General features: G+C 71.2%; 16 protein-coding genes. 12 read left to right on the plus strand and 4 right to left on the minus strand.

Translation table 11 applies throughout. The annotated features are described in order from the left end of the window. Positions 1-78 precede the first annotated feature (78 nt). From OG303_RS42410 to OG303_RS42430, 5 genes are read left to right on the plus strand one after another with little or no spacing between them, the layout of a single operon-like run. Positions 79-939 (plus strand): bifunctional methylenetetrahydrofolate dehydrogenase/methenyltetrahydrofolate cyclohydrolase, encoded by an 861-nt coding sequence (locus OG303_RS42410; RefSeq protein WP_405875230.1) that lies wholly within the window; start codon positions 79-81, stop codon positions 937-939. Next, the gene (glyA, locus tag OG303_RS42415) at positions 936-2,231 is read left to right on the plus strand and encodes a serine hydroxymethyltransferase (protein ID WP_405875231.1); all 1,296 of its coding nucleotides are present in this window, start codon (positions 936-938) and stop codon (positions 2,229-2,231) included. Before OG303_RS42410 ends, glyA begins: the two co-directional genes overlap by 4 nt. Further along, the gene (locus tag OG303_RS42420) at positions 2,228-3,460 is read left to right on the plus strand and encodes a sarcosine oxidase subunit beta family protein (protein ID WP_405875232.1); all 1,233 of its coding nucleotides are present in this window, start codon (positions 2,228-2,230) and stop codon (positions 3,458-3,460) included. The genes glyA and OG303_RS42420 overlap by 4 nt, the downstream gene beginning before the upstream one ends. A gap of 11 nt (positions 3,461-3,471) precedes the next feature. After that, positions 3,472-6,699, plus strand: coding sequence for a sarcosine oxidase subunit alpha family protein (locus OG303_RS42425; RefSeq protein WP_405875233.1), 3,228 nt, complete (start codon positions 3,472-3,474; stop codon positions 6,697-6,699). Continuing rightward, positions 6,692-7,294 carry a sarcosine oxidase subunit gamma gene (locus tag OG303_RS42430; RefSeq protein ID WP_405875234.1) on the plus strand — a complete coding sequence of 201 codons (603 nt, stop codon included), beginning with the start codon at positions 6,692-6,694 and terminating at the stop codon, positions 7,292-7,294. Before OG303_RS42425 ends, OG303_RS42430 begins: the two co-directional genes overlap by 8 nt. 67 nt (positions 7,295-7,361) lie before the next feature. On the opposite strand, the gene OG303_RS42435 is transcribed toward OG303_RS42430, so the two are convergent. From OG303_RS42435 to OG303_RS42450, 4 genes are all read right to left on the minus strand, one after another. Next, positions 7,362-7,844 carry a thioesterase family protein gene (locus tag OG303_RS42435; RefSeq protein WP_405875235.1) on the minus strand — a complete coding sequence of 161 codons (483 nt, stop codon included), beginning with the start codon at positions 7,842-7,844 and terminating at the stop codon, positions 7,362-7,364. Next, a complete protein-coding gene (locus tag OG303_RS42440; protein WP_405875236.1) occupies positions 7,841-8,815 on the minus strand; it encodes a 3-hydroxyacyl-CoA dehydrogenase NAD-binding domain-containing protein in 975 nt (324 codons plus the stop codon). Before OG303_RS42440 ends, OG303_RS42435 begins: the two co-directional genes overlap by 4 nt. 37 nt (positions 8,816-8,852) lie before the next feature. Further along, positions 8,853-9,740: a 3-keto-5-aminohexanoate cleavage protein gene (locus tag OG303_RS42445; protein ID WP_405875237.1), complete on the minus strand. Its 888-nt coding sequence runs from the start codon at positions 9,738-9,740 to the stop codon at positions 8,853-8,855. Between the two features lie 134 nt (positions 9,741-9,874). Then, positions 9,875-10,708 (minus strand): IclR family transcriptional regulator, encoded by an 834-nt coding sequence (locus OG303_RS42450; RefSeq protein ID WP_405875238.1) that lies wholly within the window; start codon positions 10,706-10,708, stop codon positions 9,875-9,877. Between the two features lie 251 nt (positions 10,709-10,959). On the opposite strand from OG303_RS42450, the gene OG303_RS42455 reads away from it, so the two are divergent. From OG303_RS42455 to OG303_RS42485, 7 genes are all read left to right on the plus strand, one after another. Next, complete coding sequence (locus OG303_RS42455) at positions 10,960-12,504, plus strand: ABC transporter substrate-binding protein (protein WP_405875239.1); 1,545 nt, start codon at positions 10,960-10,962, stop codon at positions 12,502-12,504. Next, positions 12,485-13,519 (plus strand): ABC transporter permease, encoded by a 1,035-nt coding sequence (locus OG303_RS42460; RefSeq protein WP_405875240.1) that lies wholly within the window; start codon positions 12,485-12,487, stop codon positions 13,517-13,519. The genes OG303_RS42455 and OG303_RS42460 overlap by 20 nt, the downstream gene beginning before the upstream one ends. Then, positions 13,519-14,397, plus strand: a complete 879-nt coding sequence (locus OG303_RS42465) for an ABC transporter permease (protein WP_405875241.1) — start codon at positions 13,519-13,521, stop codon at positions 14,395-14,397. The genes OG303_RS42460 and OG303_RS42465 overlap by 1 nt, the downstream gene beginning before the upstream one ends. 185 nt (positions 14,398-14,582) lie before the next feature. Next, a complete protein-coding gene (locus OG303_RS42470; RefSeq protein WP_405875242.1) occupies positions 14,583-14,951 on the plus strand; it encodes a hypothetical protein in 369 nt (122 codons plus the stop codon). Next, complete coding sequence (locus tag OG303_RS42475; protein ID WP_405875243.1) at positions 14,948-16,867, plus strand: ABC transporter ATP-binding protein; 1,920 nt, start codon at positions 14,948-14,950, stop codon at positions 16,865-16,867. The genes OG303_RS42470 and OG303_RS42475 overlap by 4 nt, the downstream gene beginning before the upstream one ends. Further along, positions 16,867-17,943 carry a serine hydrolase domain-containing protein gene (locus tag OG303_RS42480; RefSeq protein WP_405875244.1) on the plus strand — a complete coding sequence of 359 codons (1,077 nt, stop codon included), beginning with the start codon at positions 16,867-16,869 and terminating at the stop codon, positions 17,941-17,943. Before OG303_RS42475 ends, OG303_RS42480 begins: the two co-directional genes overlap by 1 nt. Continuing rightward, positions 17,940-18,563 (plus strand): thioesterase family protein, encoded by a 624-nt coding sequence (locus tag OG303_RS42485; protein WP_405875245.1) that lies wholly within the window; start codon positions 17,940-17,942, stop codon positions 18,561-18,563. Before OG303_RS42480 ends, OG303_RS42485 begins: the two co-directional genes overlap by 4 nt. Positions 18,564-18,572: the final 9 nt, after the last annotated feature.

The raw sequence follows: 18,572 nt of genomic DNA on the forward strand, positions 1-18,572 counted from the left end.
CCGCGGCGGAGCCGCATATCGACACAGCCCCGCGCCCCTCAAGAACCTGCAGGTCCTCTATGGGAAGGAGTGCCGTCGGTGACCGCACAGCTGCTTGACGGTAAGGCGACCGCTGGCGACATCCGCCGTGAACTCGCCGAGCGCGTGGCCAAGTTGACCGCCACCGGCGGGCGGCCGCCCGGCCTCGGCACCGTCCTGGTCGGCGAAGACCCCGGCAGCCGTGCCTACGTCGCCGGCAAGCACCGCGACTGCGCCCAGGTGGGCATCGCATCCCTTCGCCGGGACCTGCCCGCCGACGCGTCGCAACAGCAGGTCGAGGACGTCATCGACGAACTCAACGCCGACCCGGCCTGCACCGGCTACATCGTCCAGCTCCCGCTTCCGCGCGGGCTCGACGCGGGCGCCGTACTGGAACGTATGGACCCGGCCAAGGACGCCGACGGCCTGCACCCCGTCAACCTGGGTCGGCTCGTCCTCGGCGTGGAGGCCCCGATGCCGTGCACCCCGCGCGGCATCGTCGAACTCCTGCGCCGCTACGAGGTGCCCGTCGCGGGCGCGCGGGTGTGCGTCATCGGACGCGGCATCACGGTCGGACGTCCCATCGGACTGCTGCTGACCCGCCGCTCCGAGAACGCCACCGTGACCCTCTGCCACACCGGCACCAAGGGCCTGTCCTGGCACGTACGCGAGGCGGACATCGTCATCGCGGCCGCCGGCTCACCCGGACTGATCACCAAGGACATGCTGCGCCCCGGCGCGGCCGTCCTGGACGTCGGCATCACCCGCACCGACCACGGGCTGGTCGGCGACGTCCACCCGGAGGCCGCCACGGTCGCCGGATGGCTCGCGCCGATGCCCGGGGGCGTGGGCCCCATGACCCGGGCCATGCTGCTCGCCAACGTCGTCGAAGCCGCCGAGAGGAACCAGAACGCCGTATGAACGCGCTGAACACGCCGCTCGCGGAGCTGGACCCCGAGGTCCACGCCGCCCTCGCCGCCGAACTGCACCGTCAGCAGTCCACCCTCGAGATGATCGCCTCCGAGAACTTCGCCCCCTCCGCAGTGATGGAGGCCCAGGGCTCGGTCGCGACCAACAAGTACGCCGAGGGCTACCCCGGCCGCCGCTACTACGGCGGCTGCGAACACGTCGACGTCACCGAGCGGTTGGCCATCGAGCGGATCAAGTCCCTCTTCGGCGCGGGCTTCGCCAACGTCCAGCCGCACTCGGGTGCCCAGGCGAACACCGCCGTCTTCTTCGCGCTGCTCCAGCCCGGCGACACGATCCTCGGTTTGGACCTCGCGCACGGCGGCCACCTCACCCACGGCATGCGCCTCAACTACAGCGGCAAGATGCTCAACGTCGTGCCGTACCACGTGGCCGAGACGGACAACCTCGTCGACATGGACGAGGTCGAGCGGCTCGCCAAGGAACACCGCCCCAAGATGATCATCGCGGGCTGGTCGGCGTACCCCAGGCAGCTGGACTTCGCGGCCTTCCGCCGGATCGCCGACGAGGTGGGCGCCCTGTTGATGGTGGACATGGCGCACTTCGCGGGACTGGTGGCCGCGGGGCTGCACCCCAACCCCGTGCCGCACGCCCACGTCACCACCACGACGACCCACAAGACGCTCGGCGGCCCGCGCGGCGGCGTCATCCTCACCAATGAGGCCGACCTCGCCAAGAAGATCAACTCGGCGGTGTTCCCCGGGATGCAGGGCGGCCCGCTGGAGCACGTCATCGCCGCGAAGGCGGTCTCCTTCAAGGTCGCCGCGTCACCGGAGTTCGCGGAGCGCCAGGTCCGCACGCTGGCCGGCTCCCGCATCCTCGCCGAACGCCTCACGCAGCCCGACGCGGCGGCCGCAGGTGTGAAGGTGCTGACGGGCGGCACGGACGTCCACCTCGTCCTGGTCGACCTGCGCGAGTCGGAACTGGACGGCCGGCAGGCCGAGGACCTGCTCCACGAGATCGGCATCACGGTCAACCGCAACGCGGTGCCCTTCGACCCGCGACCGCCCATGGTCACCTCGGGCCTGCGCATCGGCACCCCGGCGCTGGCCACCCGCGGCTTCACCGAAGAGGACTTCACCGAGGTCGCCGACGTGATCGCGCTGGCCCTCCAGCCCGAGCCCGACACCGCGGCCCTGCGCTCCCGCACGGAGGCGCTGGCAGCCAAGCACCCGCTCTACCCGCACCTGTCACAGGCAGAAACAGAAGCCGGAGACACCCGATGAGCCCCCGCACCCCCGGCGCCGAGCTCCCCGAACACCCCGACTGGCTGTGGCGCACACCCGAGCCGAAGCGCTCGTACGACGTCGTCATCGTGGGCGGCGGCGGCCACGGCCTGGCCACCGCCCACTACCTGGCGAAGAACCACGGCATCACCAACGTCGCGGTGCTGGAGAAGGGCTGGCTGGCGGGCGGCAACATGGCCCGCAACACCACGATCATCCGCTCCAACTACCTGTGGGACGAGAGCGCCGGCATCTACGAGCACTCGCTCAAGCTGTGGGAGGGACTGGCGGAGGAGCTCGACTACCCGATCCTCTTCTCCCAGCGCGGCGTGCTGAACCTGGCGCACAGCCTCCAGGACGTCCGCGACAGCGTCCGCCGCGTCGAGGCGAACCGCCTCAACGGCGTGGACGCGGAGTGGCTCGACGCCGAGCAGGTCAAGGAGGTCTGCCCGATCGTCAACATCTCGCAGGACGTGCGCTACCCGGTCCTCGGCGGCACCTACCAGCCGCGCGCCGGTATCGCCAAGCACGACCACGTCGCCTGGGGCCTGGCCCGCTCCGCGGACGCCGCCGGTGTCGACATCATCCAGAACTGCGAGGTCACGGGTCTGGACGTGGTCGGCGGCCGGGTCGTCGGCGTACAGACGAACCTCGGACCGATCGCGGCCGGCAAGGTGGCCCTCTGCTCGGCCGGCCACTCGTCCGTGCTGGCCGCCATGGCGGGCATCGAACTGCCCGTGCAGAGCCACCCGTTGCAGGCCCTGGTCTCCGAGCTCCTCGAACCGGTGCACCCGACGGTCGTGATGTCCAACGCGGTCCATGTGTACGTGAGCCAGGCGCACAAGGGCGAGCTGGTCATGGGTGCGGGCATCGACTCGTACAACTCCTACACCCAGCGTGGCGCCTTCCACATCATCGAGGAGCAGATGGCGGCGGCCCTCGAGCTCTTCCCGGTCTTCGCCCGCGCCCATGTGCTGCGCACCTGGGGAGGCATCGTGGACGTCAGCCCCGACGCCTCGCCGATCGTCGGCCTCACCCCCGTCGACAACCTCTACCTCAACTGCGGCTGGGGCACGGGCGGTTTCAAGGCCACCCCGGGCGTCGGGTGGGTCTACGCCCACACCATCGCCCACGACACCCCGCACGCCCTCAATGCCCCCTTCTCGCTCGACCGTTTCACCACCGGCGCGCTCGTCGACGAGCACGGCGCTGCCGCGGTGGCCCACTAGGGAGCCGAACCATGCTGCTCATCCCCTGCCCGTGGTGCGGGCCCCGCGACGAGGCCGAGTTCCACTACGGCGGCCAGGCCCACGTGCCGTACCCGGACAACTCGGCAGAACTGACCGACGAGGAGTGGGCCCGGTACCTGTTCTTCCGCGACAACGCCAAGGGTCCCTTCGCCGAACGCTGGAGCCACTCGGCGGGCTGCCGCCGCTGGTTCAACGCGGTACGGAACACCGCGACGAACGAGATCCTGTCGGTGTACCGCTCGGGCGAACCGCGTCCGGAGTCCGTCGAGTCACGGACGGCCACTTCTGAGCCGAGCCCGGCACCATCGGCCCGTCCGGCGTCCGCGGACGAGGCCCCTTCAGGGCCGACCGGAGGCCCGGAGGCAGAGCCCCCGGTCACGGGAACGGACGGGGCGGGGGACAACCAGCCCTTCCGCCTGCGCACCCGCGGCCGGATCGACCGCGACGCGCCACTCACCTTCGTCTTCGACGGCACCGAATACCAGGGTTACCGAGGCGACACCCTCGCCTCCGCCCTTCTGGCCAACGGCGTCATCCAGGCCGGCACCAGCATCAAGCTGGGCCGCCCCCGCGGAATCTTCTCGGCCGGCGCCGAAGAACCCAACGCCGTCATCCAGATCGAGGCCCCCTTCCCGGAGCCGATGCTCCCCGCGACGACCGTGGAGCTCTACGACGGCCTGGTCGCGACCAGCCTCCCCGGACAGGGCCGCCTCGCCACCGAGCCCGACCCGGCCCGCTACGACGCGGTCCACGCCCACTGCGACCTGCTCGTCGTGGGCGCAGGCCCGGCAGGTCTCGCGGCCGCCGCGGCGGCCGCGAACACCGGCGCCCGCGTCGTCCTCGTCGACGACCGGTCCGAGCCGGGCGGCAGCCTGCTGGGCACGGGAGAGCACCTCGACTGGGTGGAGGAGACCGTCGCTCGGCTCGAAGCCGCCCCCGAGGTCCGCGTGCTGCGCCGCACCACCGCGTTCGGCTACTACGACGACAACCACATCCTGGCCGTCGAGCGCCGCACCAACCACCTCGGCGCCGCGGCCCCGGACAACGTCTCCCGCGAGCGCGTCTGGCGCATCCGGGCCCGCCGCGTCGTCCTCGCCACCGGTGCCCACGAGCGCTCGCTGGCCTTCGCGGACAACGACCGCCCCGGCGTGATGCTGGCCGCCTCGGCCCGCACCTACGCCAACCGCCACGGAGTCTTGCCCGGCCGCCACGCCGTCGTCTTCACCACCAACGACAGCGCCTACGCCGCCGCCCTGGACCTCGCCACGGCCGGTGTGGACATCGCCGCGATCGTCGACACCCGCCCCGAACCGGGCGAGTGGGCCGACCGTGCCCGGGCGGCGGGCATCGAGGTCCTGTCCGGCCACGCCGTCACCGGAACCGAGGGCGAGGCACGCCTCACCGCCGTGACCGTCGCCCCGTACGGACAGACCGTGGCGGAGCGGGAGTTCGTCGCCGACCTGCTGCTGGTCTCCGGCGGCTGGAACCCGGTCGCGCACCTGTACAGCCAGGCGGGCGGCAAGCTGCGCCACGACGACACGCTCGGCACCTTCGTCCCCGAGAGCTGCCGCCAGGCGGTCGAGGTCGCGGGCAGCGCGAACGGCGTCCTCGACCTGGCGGGCGTCCTCGCGCAGGGCGCGGCCGCGGGTACCCGCGCCGTCGAGGCCGAGGGCCACACCCCCGACGCACCTCGTCTCCCGCAGGTGAGCGCGCAGTCGCAGACGCCGCCCATGCAGGTCTTCACGGTCCCCGGCCGGGAAGGCGCCCCGCGTTTCGTCGACCTCCAACGCGATGTCACCGTCGGCGACCTGACCCGCGCGACCAGTGCCGGCATGCGCTCGGTCGAGCACACCAAGCGCTACACCACGGCCGGCACCGCCAACGACCAGGGCAAGACCTCCGGCGTCCTGGCCAGCGGCGTCGTCGCCGAACTGCTCGGCGTCGACATCTCGGCCCTCGGCACGACGACCTTCCGTCCGCCGTACACACCGGTCTCCTTCGCGACCCTCGCCGGCCGCGACCGGGGCGCGATGCTCGACCCGATCCGCACGACCCCCCTCCACGACTGGCATGTCCTGCAGGGCGCCCTGTTCGAGAACGTCGGCCAGTGGAAACGCCCCTGGTACTACCCGCAGGACGGCGAGGACATGGAGACGGCCGTGCTGCGCGAATGCGCCGCCGCCCGCGAGAGCGTCGCCTTCATGGACGCCTCCACCCTCGGCAAGATCGACGTCCAGGGCCCGGACGCCGCCGCCTTCCTGGACCTGCTCTACACGAACATGATGAGCACCCTGAAGGTCGGCATGATCCGCTACGGCGTCATGAGCCGCCTGGACGGCATGATCTTCGACGACGGCACGGTCATCCGCCTCGCCCAGGACCGCTTCCTGGTCACCACGACCACGGGCAACGCGGCCGCCGTACTGGACTGGATGGAGGAGTGGCTGCAGACGGAGTGGCCCGAGCTGCGGGTGCACTGCACGTCCGTCACCGAACAGTGGGCCACGGTCGCCCTGGTGGGCCCGAAGTCCCGCGAGGTCCTCGGCTCGCTCGCACCCCAACTGGCCGTGTCCAACGACGACTTCCCGTTCATGGCATGGCGCGAGACGACCGTCGCGGGCATCGACGCCAGGGTCTGCCGGATCAGCTTCTCCGGTGAACTCGCCTACGAGATCAACGTGTCGCCGTGGGAGGCCCTCGCCCTGTGGGAGGCGCTGTACGAGGCCGGAGCCCCGTACGACATCACCCCGTACGGCACCGAGACCATGCACGTCCTGCGCGCCGAGAAGGGCTACCCGATCATCGGCCAGGACAGCGACGGCACGGTCACCCCGCAGGACCTCGGCATGGGCTGGGCGGTGTCGAAGAAGAAGCCCGACTTCATCGGCAAGCGCTCCTACGCCCGTGCCGACACCGTCCGCCCCGACCGCAAGCACCTGGTCGGCCTGCTCCCCGAGGAACCGGGCACCTTCCTCCCCGAGGGAACACAGCTGGTCGCCGACAGCGTGCTGCCGGCGCCGCCCGTCCCGATGCTCGGCCACGTCACTTCCAGCTACCGCAGTGCCGTCCTCGGCCGGACCTTCGCGCTGGCGCTGATCAAGGGCGGGCGGGAACGCATCGGCGAGCGGCTGTACGCACCCGTGGGTGACCGGCTGGTCCCGGTGACCGTCGCAAGCCCCGTCCTCTACGACCCCGAGGGAGCCCGCCGCGATGGCTGACACCGCTCTTTCCGCCCCGCCGCGCAGCCCCCTGTCGCGCGAGGCGGGCCGCCTGGCCGCCGTGACGCGCACCTCCCAGGGTGCGGTCCGGCTGGCCGAACTCCCCCTCCTGGCCCAGCTCGACGTCCGCCTCGACGTGAAGGGCGGAGCGGCGGACGCGGTCGGTCTCGCACTGGGCCTTCAACTGCCGCTCGAACCCAACACGGTCGTCCACGCGGGGGAGTTGGCCGCCCTGTGGCTCGGCCCCGACGAATGGCTCCTGGTGGGCCCGCCGGGCAGTCAGAGCGACCTGGAGGCCCGGATCCGGGCGGCCGTCGGAGACGAGCCCGTCTCCGTCACCGACGTCTCCGCCCAGCGCACCACGCTGCTCGTCGCGGGCCGCCGAGCCCGCGACCTGCTGGCCCACGGCTGCGCGCTCGACCTGCACCCGCGTGCCTTCGGCGCCGGGCGCTGCGCCCAGACGACCCTGGGCCGCACCCAGGTCGTACTGGTCGCCCGGGACGAACCCCGGGCCGGGTTCTGGGTATTGGTCCGTTCGTCCTTCGCCGGTTATCTGACGGACTGGCTGCTGGACGCCGCGACCGAATACGTCTGAGCCCGCACAGGAACGCCTGATGCCGCCGACCAGGATGTCCGGTCGGCGGCATCACGCTGTGCCGTTCTCAGGGCGCCGTGATCGAGCGCCCCGCCCACCCGGGCGGCTGTTCCGTCAGTTCCGTGAGGCGCTCGCGGACGGCGTCGGGGAACGGCGTCGCACGTCCGGCTTCCTGGTCGACGTGGAGGGCGAGCAGTTCGATGGTGGCGACCGGGACGGCATCCGCCTCCGGCTCGGCCTGCGGGCCCGTGACGACGTACATCTCGTGGGTGAACCGCGCCTTCTTGCCGGCCGCACCCAACATGCGTGTGAGCACGGCCAGTTGGGCCTCCTCCGGCACGTCCCGCAGATAGCGGACGTGGGACTCGACCGTGTACATCGAGCAGCCGGTGCTCTTGCGGTAGGCGGCGTCCATCCCCGTACGTTCCATCAGCGTGTCCGTCGCGAAGCCGAAGACCAGGACGTAGAACGCCTCGCTCAGGTGCCCGTTGTAGTCGATCCACTCCGGGCGCACCGTCTCGCGGAACAGCGGCAGGCGTGGCCGGCTCACTCGGCAACCGCCCCGGGCAGCCGGCCGGTGGCACGCAGGACGGCGATGACGCCCCGGTCGCGTTCGGCGACCAGATCGGCGATCGTACGGCCGGCGGCGGCGTCGTCGCAGCCGGAGACGACCGAGTCGTACAGCGCCCTGTCGAGTTCCGGTGCCTCCAGCCGGGTCCACGGGGACTTCAGCGACGGACCGAAGTGGTCGAGCATATGGGCCATTCCGCCTTCGCCGCCCGCGAGGGCGAAGGTGAGCATCGGCCCCATGACCGCCCAGCGCAGGCCCGGGCCCTCGGTGATGGACAGGTCGATGTCGCGGACCGTCGCCTCACCACTGGCGACCATGTGCAGGGCCTCCCGCCACAGCGCCTCCTGGAGACGGTTGGCGATGAAGCCGGGGACCTCGCGGTCCATGGTGATGACGGACTTGCCCGCCACCTCGTAGAAACGGGCCGCCCACCGCACCGCCGCCGGGTCCGTGCCCTCCCCGCCGACGACCTCGACCAGCGGAATGAGATACGGCGGGTTGAACGGGTGGCCGACCACCAGCCGACCGGGGGTCACCGCCTCGGTCTGCATGTCGGTCATCGGATAGCCCGAGGTGGAGGAGGCGATGACGACCCCGGCGGGCGTCGCCGCATCCAGCTTCGCCAGCAGCTCACGCTTCAGGTCGAGTTTCTCCGGGGCGCTCTCCTGCACGAACTGCGCCTCGGCCACCGCCTCTTCGAGCGTCGCGGTGACCGTGAGACGGTCCGCCGAGGCGCCGGGGGCGAGACCGAGCTGTTCGAGCGCCGGCCATGCGGCCTCCACGAGCCGCCGCAACCGGGCCTCGGCATCGGGGGCCGGGTCCCAGGCGGTGACGTCGTAGCCGCGGGCCAGGAAGTGGGCGACCCAGCCGCCACCGATCACTCCGGCACCCACGCAGGCCACACGCCGTACGTCTTCGGGGGAGGGCAGGGGGGCGGAAGTCTCCGTCATCTGGGGCTCCTTGAAGAGGGGGAGGGGCGAGTACGGCTCAACCGCGGGGCTTGAGCCCGAGCTTGAGACGGGCCTCGTCGGGAGTCGCGACCCGCGCCCCCAGTGCCTCGACGATCGTCACGGCACGCTCCACCAACTGGGCGTTGGTCGCCTTGACGCCCTTGCCCAGATAGAGGTTGTCCTCGAGACCGACCCGCACGTGTCCGCCGAGCAGGATCGACTGCGCCACCCACGGCATCTGCATCCGGCCGAGAGCGAAGCTGGCCCACTGGGCGCCTTCCGGCAGGATGTTCACCATCGACTGCAGCACTCCGGGGTCCGCGGGCGCGCCCCACGGAATGCCCATGCACAGCTGGAACACGGTCGGATCGTCCAGCAGCCCCTCGGCGTGCAACTGCTTGGCGAACCACAGGTGTCCGGTGTCGAAGATCTCCAACTCGGGCCGTACGCCCAGTTCCTGGATGCGCCTGGCGCCGGTGCGCAGCATGTCGGGCGTGGAGACGTAGAGGTTCGATCCGTCGCCGAAGTTGAGCGAACCGCAGTCCAGGGTGCAGATGTCGGGCAGCAGGTCCTCGACGTGCGGCAGCCGCTCCAGGCCGCCGACCAGATCGGTGCCGGGCAGCTGCCTGAGCGGCTGCTCCGGGTCGATGACCAGGTCGCCGCCCATGCCCGCGGTGAGGTTGATGACGACGTCGGTACCGCTCTCCTTGATGCGCTCGACGACCTCGCGGTACAGGCGCGGGTCGCGGGAGGGCGCTCCGGTCTCGGGATCGCGTACGTGGATGTGGACCGCGGCGGCACCGGCCTCGGCGGCCTGAACTGCGGCGGTGGCGATCTGCTCGGGGGTGACGGGCACGTGCGGGCTCTTGCGCACGGTGTCACCGGCGCCGGTGAGGGCGCAGGTGATGATGACGTCCTGGTTCATGGTCGCGCGGGTTCCTCTCGGGACGGAGGCGGGGCGACGGACGGGTCCCGACACTAACCGCGCAGGGGCGGAAATCTCAAGACCCTCGTTTCATAATGCGTGCACCCGTCGCACGAAATGAACACCCGGGTGTGTCAGAGCGTCTCCGCCGCCTTCGCGATCTCGTCCGCCGCCGCCCGCGCGAGCGGCCCCAGCGCCGCGAACCGCGACTCGGGCACCCGGTCCTGCGGTCCCCAGATGCTCACCACGGCGAACGGCCGGCCGCGGCTGCCGAGCACCGGTGCGGAGACGCCGTAGAGATTCCGCTCCATCTCGCCCAGGCAGACGCTGTATCCGCGCTCCCGGGTCTCGGTCAGCTCGGCCCGCAGGCGGGCCCGGTCCGTGATCGTGGTGTCCGTGTACGCCTCCAGCGTTCCCTCGAGCAGAGCCTGAGCCTCCTCCGCGGGCAGCCAGGCCAGCAGCGCCTTCCCCGTCGACGTGGCATGGATGGGCACCTGCCGGCCCAGCCACTTGGCGGCCAGGACCACCGGCGGGGTCACCTCGTCGACATACGTCAGCCCGAGCTGCTGCACCACCGCGAGGTTGGCGGTCTCGCCCGTCTGCTCGCTGACCCGGCGCAGTGTGCCGTGCGCACGGCGGATCAGGCCGTCGAAGCCGGCCACCGACGCCATCCGGGCGACCGCGAACCCGATCGTGTACCGGTTGGTGACCGGGCTGCGCTCCACCAGGCCGTACTGCTCCAGGGTGGACAGCAGCCGCCAGGCCGTGGCGCGGTTGAGCCCGGTCCGCGCGGCCAGGTTCGAGGCCGTGTCGCCGTCCGGCGCGCTGTCGGCCGTCGCATGCAGCAGGGTGATCGCCCGCTCCAGCGACTGGACCTTGCCCGACGCCGATGTTGAAGCCGACGTCCCGCCCGGCTCGGTGATTTCGGGGGCCTCGCTGTCGTCGGTGGTGCGCTCGGACTTCGACATACGCATCTCTTCCTCGGCTTCTGACGGTTCGCGTGCGGTGCCGGGCGGTGCCTGGGCCGCCGCCGGCCGGTGATCGACGGTCTCATGCCGCGAACGTCACCCCTTGACCTACCTGGCCGTCGTCTCTATCTTCTCACCATCCGTGCGGCCATCGCGTCATATGAACGTCTCGAACGTCTTGCGATCTCTCGAACGCCTGCGATCCGAAGGCGAGACCAGCCATGCCCGACACCCATTCCCCTCCTCACGCGATGACACGCAGGGAGGTCCTCCGTGGCGGCGCCCTCCTCGCCGCCTCCCTGCCGGCCGCCTCCCTGCTGTCCGCCTGCTCCGCGAACCGTGTCACCGCCTCCGACGGCAAGCCCGTACGCGGCGGCGCCCTCCGCGTCGGCGTGAGCGGCGGCAGCGCCAAGGACACCCTCGACCCGCACAGCCCGCTGTCCTATCCCGACCAGGCGCGCGTGGTGAACCTCTACGAACCGCTCTTCACCCACGACGCCGACTACCGCCTGAAACCCTTCCTCGCCGAGTCGATCGAACCGTCGAAGGACGGAAGGACCTGGCTCCTGAAACTGCGCTCCGGCGTCGAGTTCCACAACGGCAAGAGCCTCGACGCCCGCGACGTCATCGCGACCCTGCGCCGCATCGTCGACCCCAAGGCGCCCACCGCCGGCGCGACCAGCCTCTCGGTGATCGACGCGAAGGCCCTGCGCAGGGTCGACGCCACCACCGTGAGCATCCCGCTGAAGCACCCGTACGCCCTGCTGGAGGACCTGCTGGCGCAGTACAGCCTCGGGATCGTGCCGGAGGACTTCGACCTGAAGCGGCCCGTCGGCACCGGGCCCTTCGTGTGCAAGTCGTTCGCACCCGGCGACCGGTCCACGTTCAGTCGGTTCGCCGGCTACTGGCGGCGCCCCGCCTACCTCGACGAGCTGCACATCCTCGACTTCCCCGACGACACCGCGAAGATCAACGCCCTGCTGAGCGCGCAGATCGACGCCATCGACAACCTCCCGCCCGCCTTCATCGGCATGATCAAGAAGCAGGGCGGCCAGGTCCTCGTCTCCCAGACCGGCTCCTGGAACCCGATCACCATGCGCGTCGACACCGCCCCGTTCAACGACGTGCGGGTGCGCCAGGCCTTCCGCCTCATCGTCGACCGGCCCCAGATGGTCAAGCAGGTCCTCGGCGGTCAGGGCCGCATCGGCAACGACCTCTACGCCCCCTTCGACATCGCCTACGACCGTGAACTCCCGCAGCGGGTCCAGGACTTGGGGCAGGCGAAGGCGCTGCTGAAAGCGGCCGGCCACGAGCGCCCCACCGTCGAGCTGGTCACCTCCGGCGGCATCGGTTCGGGCTCCATCGAGGCGGCCCAGCTCTTCGCCGAGCAGGCCAAGGGCGCAGGAGTGAAGGTCAAGGTCCGCATCACCGACTCCGCCACCTTCTACGGCGACCGCTACCTCAGCTGGCCCTTCGCCCAGGACTACTGGTTCACCCGCAACTACCTGCCCCAGGTGGACGCCGGGTCCCTCAAGACCTCCCCGTACAACGAAACGCACTGGAACGATGCGGAGTTCAACACCCTCATGGACCGGGCCCGCCGCGAATTCGACGCGAACAAACGCAGTGAACTCCTGAAGGCCGCCCAGAAGATCGAGTACGAGCGGGGCGGCCACATCATCTGGGGATTCAAGAACCAGGTCGACGCCTACGCCGCCAACGTCACCGGCTTCACCCCCAACCGCAACCTGCCGCTCTCCAACTACGAGTTCCGCAATGTCTCGGTCAGCGGCTGAGCCCGCGGCGCTGCCCGCGACGGTCGGGTCCACCCGCCGCGACCAGGCTCATTCCCCCGTACGCACCTGGACCCTCTGGCTGCTGCGCCGAGCCGGAATCGCGCTGCTCACCCTCTGGCTCATCTCGCTGCTCGTCTTCACGGCGACCCACCTGCTGGGCGATCCCGCCGAGGCCATCCTCGGCCGCTCGGCCACCCCCGAACGTCTCGCCGCACTCCGGGCCCAACTCGGCCTCGACGACTCCGCCGTGCACCAGTACTTCTCCTGGCTGGGCGGCGTCCTCACCGGGGACTTCGGCACCTCGCTCGCGACCAAGGGACCGGTGTCCACGCTCATCGGCGGCAGGATCGTCAACAGCACCGTGCTGGTCGCCGTCTCCGCCGTGATCATCGCCCCGCTGTCCGCCCTGATCGCCCTCTTCTCCGCCCGCCGCCGCGACCGGGCCGCCGACCACGTCATCCAGGTCGCGCTGCTCGGCACGGCCGCGCTGCCGGAGTTCGTGATCGGCATCCTCCTGGTCACCCTGTTCTCCACCGTCGTCCTCACCTGGCTGCCCTCGGTGGCCGTGTCCTGGACGGGCAGTCCCTGGTCGGACCCGGTGGTCATGATCCTGCCGGTGGCCACGCTGACGCTCGCCGTCGTCCCGTACGTGGCCCGCATTCTGCGCGCGAGCCTCATCGAGGTCCTGGAGAGCGACTACGTGGAGATGGCCCGCCTCAAGGGCGTGCCCGAGTGGCGGGCCGTCGGCCGGCACGCCCTCGGCAACGCCGTCGTCCCCGCCATCCAGGTCATGGCGCTCCAACTCGCCTGGCTCGCCGGGGGAGTTGTCGTCGTCGAGAGCCTCTTCCTCTACCCCGGGATCGGCACCGCACTGGTCGACGCCGTACGCAACCGCGACGTGCCGGTGATCCAGGCGCTCGCCCTCCTCATCGCCGCCGTCTACGTCGTCGTGAACCTGATCGCCGACATCCTGACCATCCTGGTGACGCCCAAGCTGCGGACGGGGGTGCGGTGATGACTGCCGCAGTGCTCGAAGTGCCGGTTCCCGCACGCCGGTTCCGGTTGCGCGGAGCCTTTGCCTCCGGCCGTACCTGGGTCGGCATCCTGCTCACCGTGCTGGTGACGGCGGTCGCGTTCCTGGGCCCGCTGCTGAGCCCGCACGGCGAGAACGACATCGTGGGAGCGCCGTACTCGGACTCCGCACCCGGCGCCCTGCTCGGCACCGACTACCTCGGCCAGGACGTATGGAGCCGGCTGCTCGCGGGCGGCAACTGGGTCGTGATCACGGCGGTGTTGGCCACCTTGCTGGGCATGGTCCTCGGTGTCGCGGCCGGCCTCGTCGCCGGATACGCACGCGGTTGGGTGGACGAGGTCGTCATGCGAGTGTGCGACGTGGTGCTCGCCTTCCCGCAGATCGTCCTCGTCCTGGTACTCCTGTCGGTGGCCGGCCCCAAGCGATGGCTGGTCGTCGTCGTGGTGGGCGTCTCGCACGCGCCGCGCGTCGCCCGGCTCACCCGAGGCATGACGACCGGCCTCGCGACCCGCGAGTTCGTCCAGTCCGCAGAGGCGCTGGGCGAAAAGCGCTCCCGCATCCTGTTCGCCGAGCTCCTGCCCAACATGACGGCACCGCTGCTGGCCGAACTCGGACTGCGCCTGACGTACTCGGTGGGCCTGGTCGCTTCGATCGGCTTCCTCGGCTTCGCCTCCGACCCCAGCGCGGCCGACTGGGGCCTGATGATCAACGAGAACCGCCTCGCCCTCGCCGTCCAGCCCTGGGCGATCCTCGGCCCGGTCCTCGCCATCGCCGTCCTCGCCCTGGGCACCAACCTCATCGCCGACGGCATCGCCCGCGCGGCGACCGGGGCGGATCTGAGCAAGGGAGCGGATTCATGACCGCGGGACGCATCGACATGGCTGTCGCCGGGGGCGGCCCGGGCAAGGGGAGTGGCCTGGTGAGGGTCGCGCACTTGGAGGGGGCTGTCGCCGGGGGTGCCCTCGGGTGGGGGAGTGATGTGGTGGGTGGCGGCTGCCTGGAGAGGGCTGTCGCTCGTGCCGGCCTCAGTAGGAGGCGAAGCTTCATGAGTGCCGGGCACATGGGCGGGGCTCTCGCCGGGTGGCGCCCGGGCAGGGGAAGGGCAATCGCCGTGGCCGGTCTCGGCACGAAGAGCGGCTCCATGAATGCGGGGCGCCTGGACAGGGCTCCCGCCGTGGGCGGCCCCGGCCGCGGGAGCGACGTCGTGCGCGCCGCGCACATCGACACCGCTTCTGTCGGAGTCGGCCTCGGCAAGGTCGACCCGGCTTCTGTCGGAGTCGGCCTCGGCAAGGTCGACCCGGCTTCTGTCGGAGTCGGCCTCGGCAAGGTCGACCCGGCTTCTGTCGGGGCCGGCCTCGGCAAGGTCGACCCGGCTCCCCTCGGATCCGAACTCGGCAAGGGAGTCCAGTCATGACTGCCTCGACCACCGGCACGGCACGTCCCTCCTGTTCCGTTTCCGGGCTGCGGGTGGTGCTCGGTCGCGGCGGCCCCGACGTCGTCGACGACATCGCCTTCGACGTCGCCGAGGGCGAGATACTCGCCCTGGTCGGCGAGTCCGGCAGCGGCAAGACCACCATCGCCACCGCCCTGCTCGCCCACACCCGGCGTGGCGCCCGCATCGACGCCGGCGCCGTCGTCCTCGACGGCCGCGAACTCCTCGCCGCCGCACCGGGCGAGGCGAGGAAGCGCCGCGGCTCCGAGGTCGCCTACGTCCCCCAGGACCCGGCCGCCTCCCTCAACCCCGTGATGCGGATCGGCCGGCAGATCCGCGAGGTGCTCGACGTCCACCACGCGGGCACTCCGGCCGAGCGCGACGCCCGCGTCCGCGAGGTGCTCGCCGAGGTCGCCCTGCCCGACGACGGCGAGTTCCTCAAGCGCTACCCGCACCAGTTGTCCGGAGGCCAGCTGCAACGCGTGGCCATCGCGATGGCGTTCACTCTGCGGCCCCGGGTGCTGGTCCTCGACGAGCCGACCACCGGCCTCGACGTCAGCACCCAGGCACACGTCCTGTCCACGGTCCGCGACCTGTGCGCCCGGCATGCCGTGGCCGCCGTGTACGTCACCCACGACCTCGCGGTGGTGGGCGAGTTCGCGCACCGTGTCGCGGTGATGTACGCGGGCCGGATCGTCGAACTCGGCCCGCGCGAGCGGGTCTTCGAAGCGCCGGCGCACCCCTACACCCGGGCCCTGCTCGCGGCCGTGCCCAGCGTCACGGAGCCGCGTGTCCTCAAGGGCATACCCGGCAGCGCGCCGTCCCCCGGCCGGCGCCCCTCCGGCTGCCGTTTCCACGACCGGTGCGCCTTCGCCGAGCCGGAATGCGCGGAGCGGGAACCGGAACTGACCGAGACCGGCGCGGGGCGACCACCCGCGTCGACCGCGACCGGTGCCGGACAACAGCCCACGTCGACCGCGGCCGAAGCAGGGCTCGTGCTGGCCCGCTGCCGCCGCGCCGACCACGTCCGCGCCCAGCCGCTGGAGTTCACCGTGGCCGCCCCGGCCGGCACCGCCCGCCGCCCCGAACCGGTGCTCACGGTGCAGGACTTGACCGCCCGTTACGGCTCCCACCCCATCCTGCACGGCATCGACCTGGAGGTCGGCCACAACGAGTGCGTGGCCGTCGTGGGCCAGTCCGGCAGTGGAAAGTCGACCCTCTCGCGTTCCATCGGGGGGCTCCACGAGGACTGGAGCGGAAGCGTGGCCTTCCACGGCGATCCGCTGCCGCCCGGCGCGCGGCAGCGAAGCCGCGAGCTGCGCAAGGCGATCCAGTACGTCTTCCAGAACCCCTACCTCGCCCTCAACCCCCGGATGACGGTGGGACGGATCGTCCGCAGGCCGCTGGAGCTGTTCGGCCTGGCGCACGGTGCGGAAGCCGCCCGGCGCGTGCACGAACTCCTCGACCAGGTCATGCTCTCGTCGGCCGTCCACGACCTGCGACCGGACCGGCTCTCCGGCGGCGAACGCCAACGGGTCGCCATCGCCCGCGCCCTGGCCTGCGAACCCGAGCTGCTGATCTGCGACGAGGTGACCTCCGCCCTCGACGTCTCCGTCCAGGCGTCGATCGTGAGCCTCCTGGAGGAACTTCGGGCGAGCCGCGGCCTGTCGATGCTGTTCGTCACCCACAACCTCGCACTCGTCCGCTCCCTCGCGACCCGCGTCGCGGTCCTCGCCGACGGCCGGATCGTGGAGGAGGGCCCGACGGCCGACGTACTGGACCGGCCGTCTGCGGCGTACACACGCCAGTTGCTGGCGGACACACCGGGACGAGCCGAGAGGCCTGCTGAAGACCTTGCCGAGGAGTCTGCCGAGGAGCCTGTCGGGGAGGGCCGCTGATGACGGACACCCTTCTCGAACCCCAGCGCTGGTACCCCTGCTCCAGGGAGACCACGGCTGCCGCGACATGCCACCAATGGCCCACTGCCGTAAGGTCGTTGACCGTCCGCATCACCGGCGCCGGCCGGACCATGGACCTGGAGGAGTTCCTCCCCCTCACCCACACCACCGCGCTCGTCGTCGTCGCGGACGGCACCCTCGTCCACGAGTGGTACGCCCATGGCGTTGAACCCGAAGACCGTCTGCTGGGCAACTCGGCCACCAAGTCGGCGCTCGCGCTGCTGGTGGGCCAGGCGAGGGACCTGGATGTCGATTCCCTCGCGATCGACTACGTGCCGGAGCTTGCGGGCAGCGGCTATGAGCGGGTGACGGTACGTCAACTCCTCACGATGACAAGCGGGGTGGCCTGGGAGGAGGACCACCGTGACCCGCTCTCGCCCGCTTCCCGGCTCGTCGCCTGCGTCCGCGAGGGAAACGGCGACCTGCGCAAACAGGTCCTCCAGATCCCACCGGGCCGGGAGCCGGGCACCTGCTTCACCTACTGCACCGCCGACTCGCTCGTCCTCGACTGGGTTCGCGAACGCGTGACCGGCCTCGACTTCACCACCCATCTCTCCCGCCTCTGGCAGTCCCTCGGCGCCGAACGCCCCGCCGTCGTCGGCCTCGACGCGGTCGGCGTTGCCATGGCCGGGGGAGCGGTCGCCGCGACGGCGCGCGACTGGGCCCGCCTCGGCCTGCTCCAGATCGACGGCAGTCGGGGCTCCCGACAGCTTGTGCCGCACGACTGGGTGGAGGCCTCCGGTCGTCCGTGGCAGCCGTTCCTCGAGCCGGGCCGGCTGCCCAGCACGATCACCACACATGCCGGCTTCGGCTACCACTGGTGGCCCCTCGACCGCACCGGGCAGCGCGTCACCGCCGACGGCATGCGAGGACAGTTCGTCTACGTCGACCGGGCACGGCGCGTGGTGGTGGTGAAGACGTCGGCCTGGCCGCACGCGGACGCCTGGGCGGACCGCCAGTACCGAGACCTGTGCTATCTCGCCCTTCCGGCCATCGCGGAGGCGGTACGTCCATGAACCCCCGGGACACGAACTCCACGAACACGAAGTCCACGAACACGACCCACACCAACACGAACCCCACGAACCACGGCATCGTCACCCCGTACGAGGGCCGGGAACACGGCGGCTGGGACCCCCAGGCGCCGATCCCCGCCCCGCTCGCCCTGCACCGGACCGCCGTCCCCCTGGCCTGGGTGGACTACAACGGCCACCTCAGCGAGTCCTGCTTCCTGCTCGCCTTCGGCGACAACTCCGACGCCTTCTTCCGCTGGATCGGCGTGGACGAGGCCTACCGGGCGGCCGGTCACTCCCTCTACACCGCGGAATCCCACCTGCACCACCTCGGCGAGGCGGGCGAAGGGAACCTCCTGCGTCTCACGCTGCAGATCCTCGACGTCGACGACAAGCGTCTGCACCTCTTCCACACCATGTACCGCGACGACTCCGGTGCACCGATCGCCACCGCCGAACAGATGCTGCTGCACGTCGACACGGAAGCCGGCCGCGTCGCACCCTTCCCCGGCTTCCTCGCCGAGCGGCTGGCCGCCACCCGCCTCGCACACGCCCGCCTGCCCGTGCCCGCGGCCGTCGGCCACGTCATGGGAATCCCCCGCAAGCCCGATCAACCCGCCTGAGTCACAGCA

This window comes from Streptomyces sp. NBC_00005, assembly GCF_045160215.1.
In the GTDB taxonomy this organism is placed as follows: domain Bacteria; phylum Actinomycetota; class Actinomycetes; order Streptomycetales; family Streptomycetaceae; genus Streptomyces.

What these genes read in the sequence shown, in the direction of transcription:
- OG303_RS42470 (WP_405875242.1), top strand. Translation starts at nt 14,583, where the DNA reads ATGAGTGCCGGGCACATGGGCGGGGCTCTCGCCGGGTGGCGCCCGGGC.
- OG303_RS42425 (WP_405875233.1), top strand. Translation starts at nt 3,472, where the DNA reads ATGCTGCTCATCCCCTGCCCGTGGTGCGGGCCCCGCGACGAGGCCGAG.
- OG303_RS42455 (WP_405875239.1), top strand. Translation starts at nt 10,960, where the DNA reads ATGACACGCAGGGAGGTCCTCCGTGGCGGCGCCCTCCTCGCCGCCTCC.
- OG303_RS42465 (WP_405875241.1), top strand. Translation starts at nt 13,519, where the DNA reads ATGACTGCCGCAGTGCTCGAAGTGCCGGTTCCCGCACGCCGGTTCCGG.
- OG303_RS42460 (WP_405875240.1), top strand. Translation starts at nt 12,485, where the DNA reads ATGTCTCGGTCAGCGGCTGAGCCCGCGGCGCTGCCCGCGACGGTCGGG.
- OG303_RS42445 (WP_405875237.1), bottom strand. Translation starts at nt 9,740, where the DNA reads ATGAACCAGGACGTCATCATCACCTGCGCCCTCACCGGCGCCGGTGAC.
- OG303_RS42450 (WP_405875238.1), bottom strand. Translation starts at nt 10,708, where the DNA reads ATGTCGAAGTCCGAGCGCACCACCGACGACAGCGAGGCCCCCGAAATC.
- OG303_RS42485 (WP_405875245.1), top strand. Translation starts at nt 17,940, where the DNA reads ATGAACCCCCGGGACACGAACTCCACGAACACGAAGTCCACGAACACG.
- OG303_RS42480 (WP_405875244.1), top strand. Translation starts at nt 16,867, where the DNA reads ATGACGGACACCCTTCTCGAACCCCAGCGCTGGTACCCCTGCTCCAGG.
- OG303_RS42420 (WP_405875232.1), top strand. Translation starts at nt 2,228, where the DNA reads ATGAGCCCCCGCACCCCCGGCGCCGAGCTCCCCGAACACCCCGACTGG.
- glyA (WP_405875231.1), top strand. Translation starts at nt 936, where the DNA reads ATGAACGCGCTGAACACGCCGCTCGCGGAGCTGGACCCCGAGGTCCAC.
- OG303_RS42440 (WP_405875236.1), bottom strand. Translation starts at nt 8,815, where the DNA reads ATGACGGAGACTTCCGCCCCCCTGCCCTCCCCCGAAGACGTACGGCGT.
- OG303_RS42475 (WP_405875243.1), top strand. Translation starts at nt 14,948, where the DNA reads ATGACTGCCTCGACCACCGGCACGGCACGTCCCTCCTGTTCCGTTTCC.
- OG303_RS42430 (WP_405875234.1), top strand. Translation starts at nt 6,692, where the DNA reads ATGGCTGACACCGCTCTTTCCGCCCCGCCGCGCAGCCCCCTGTCGCGC.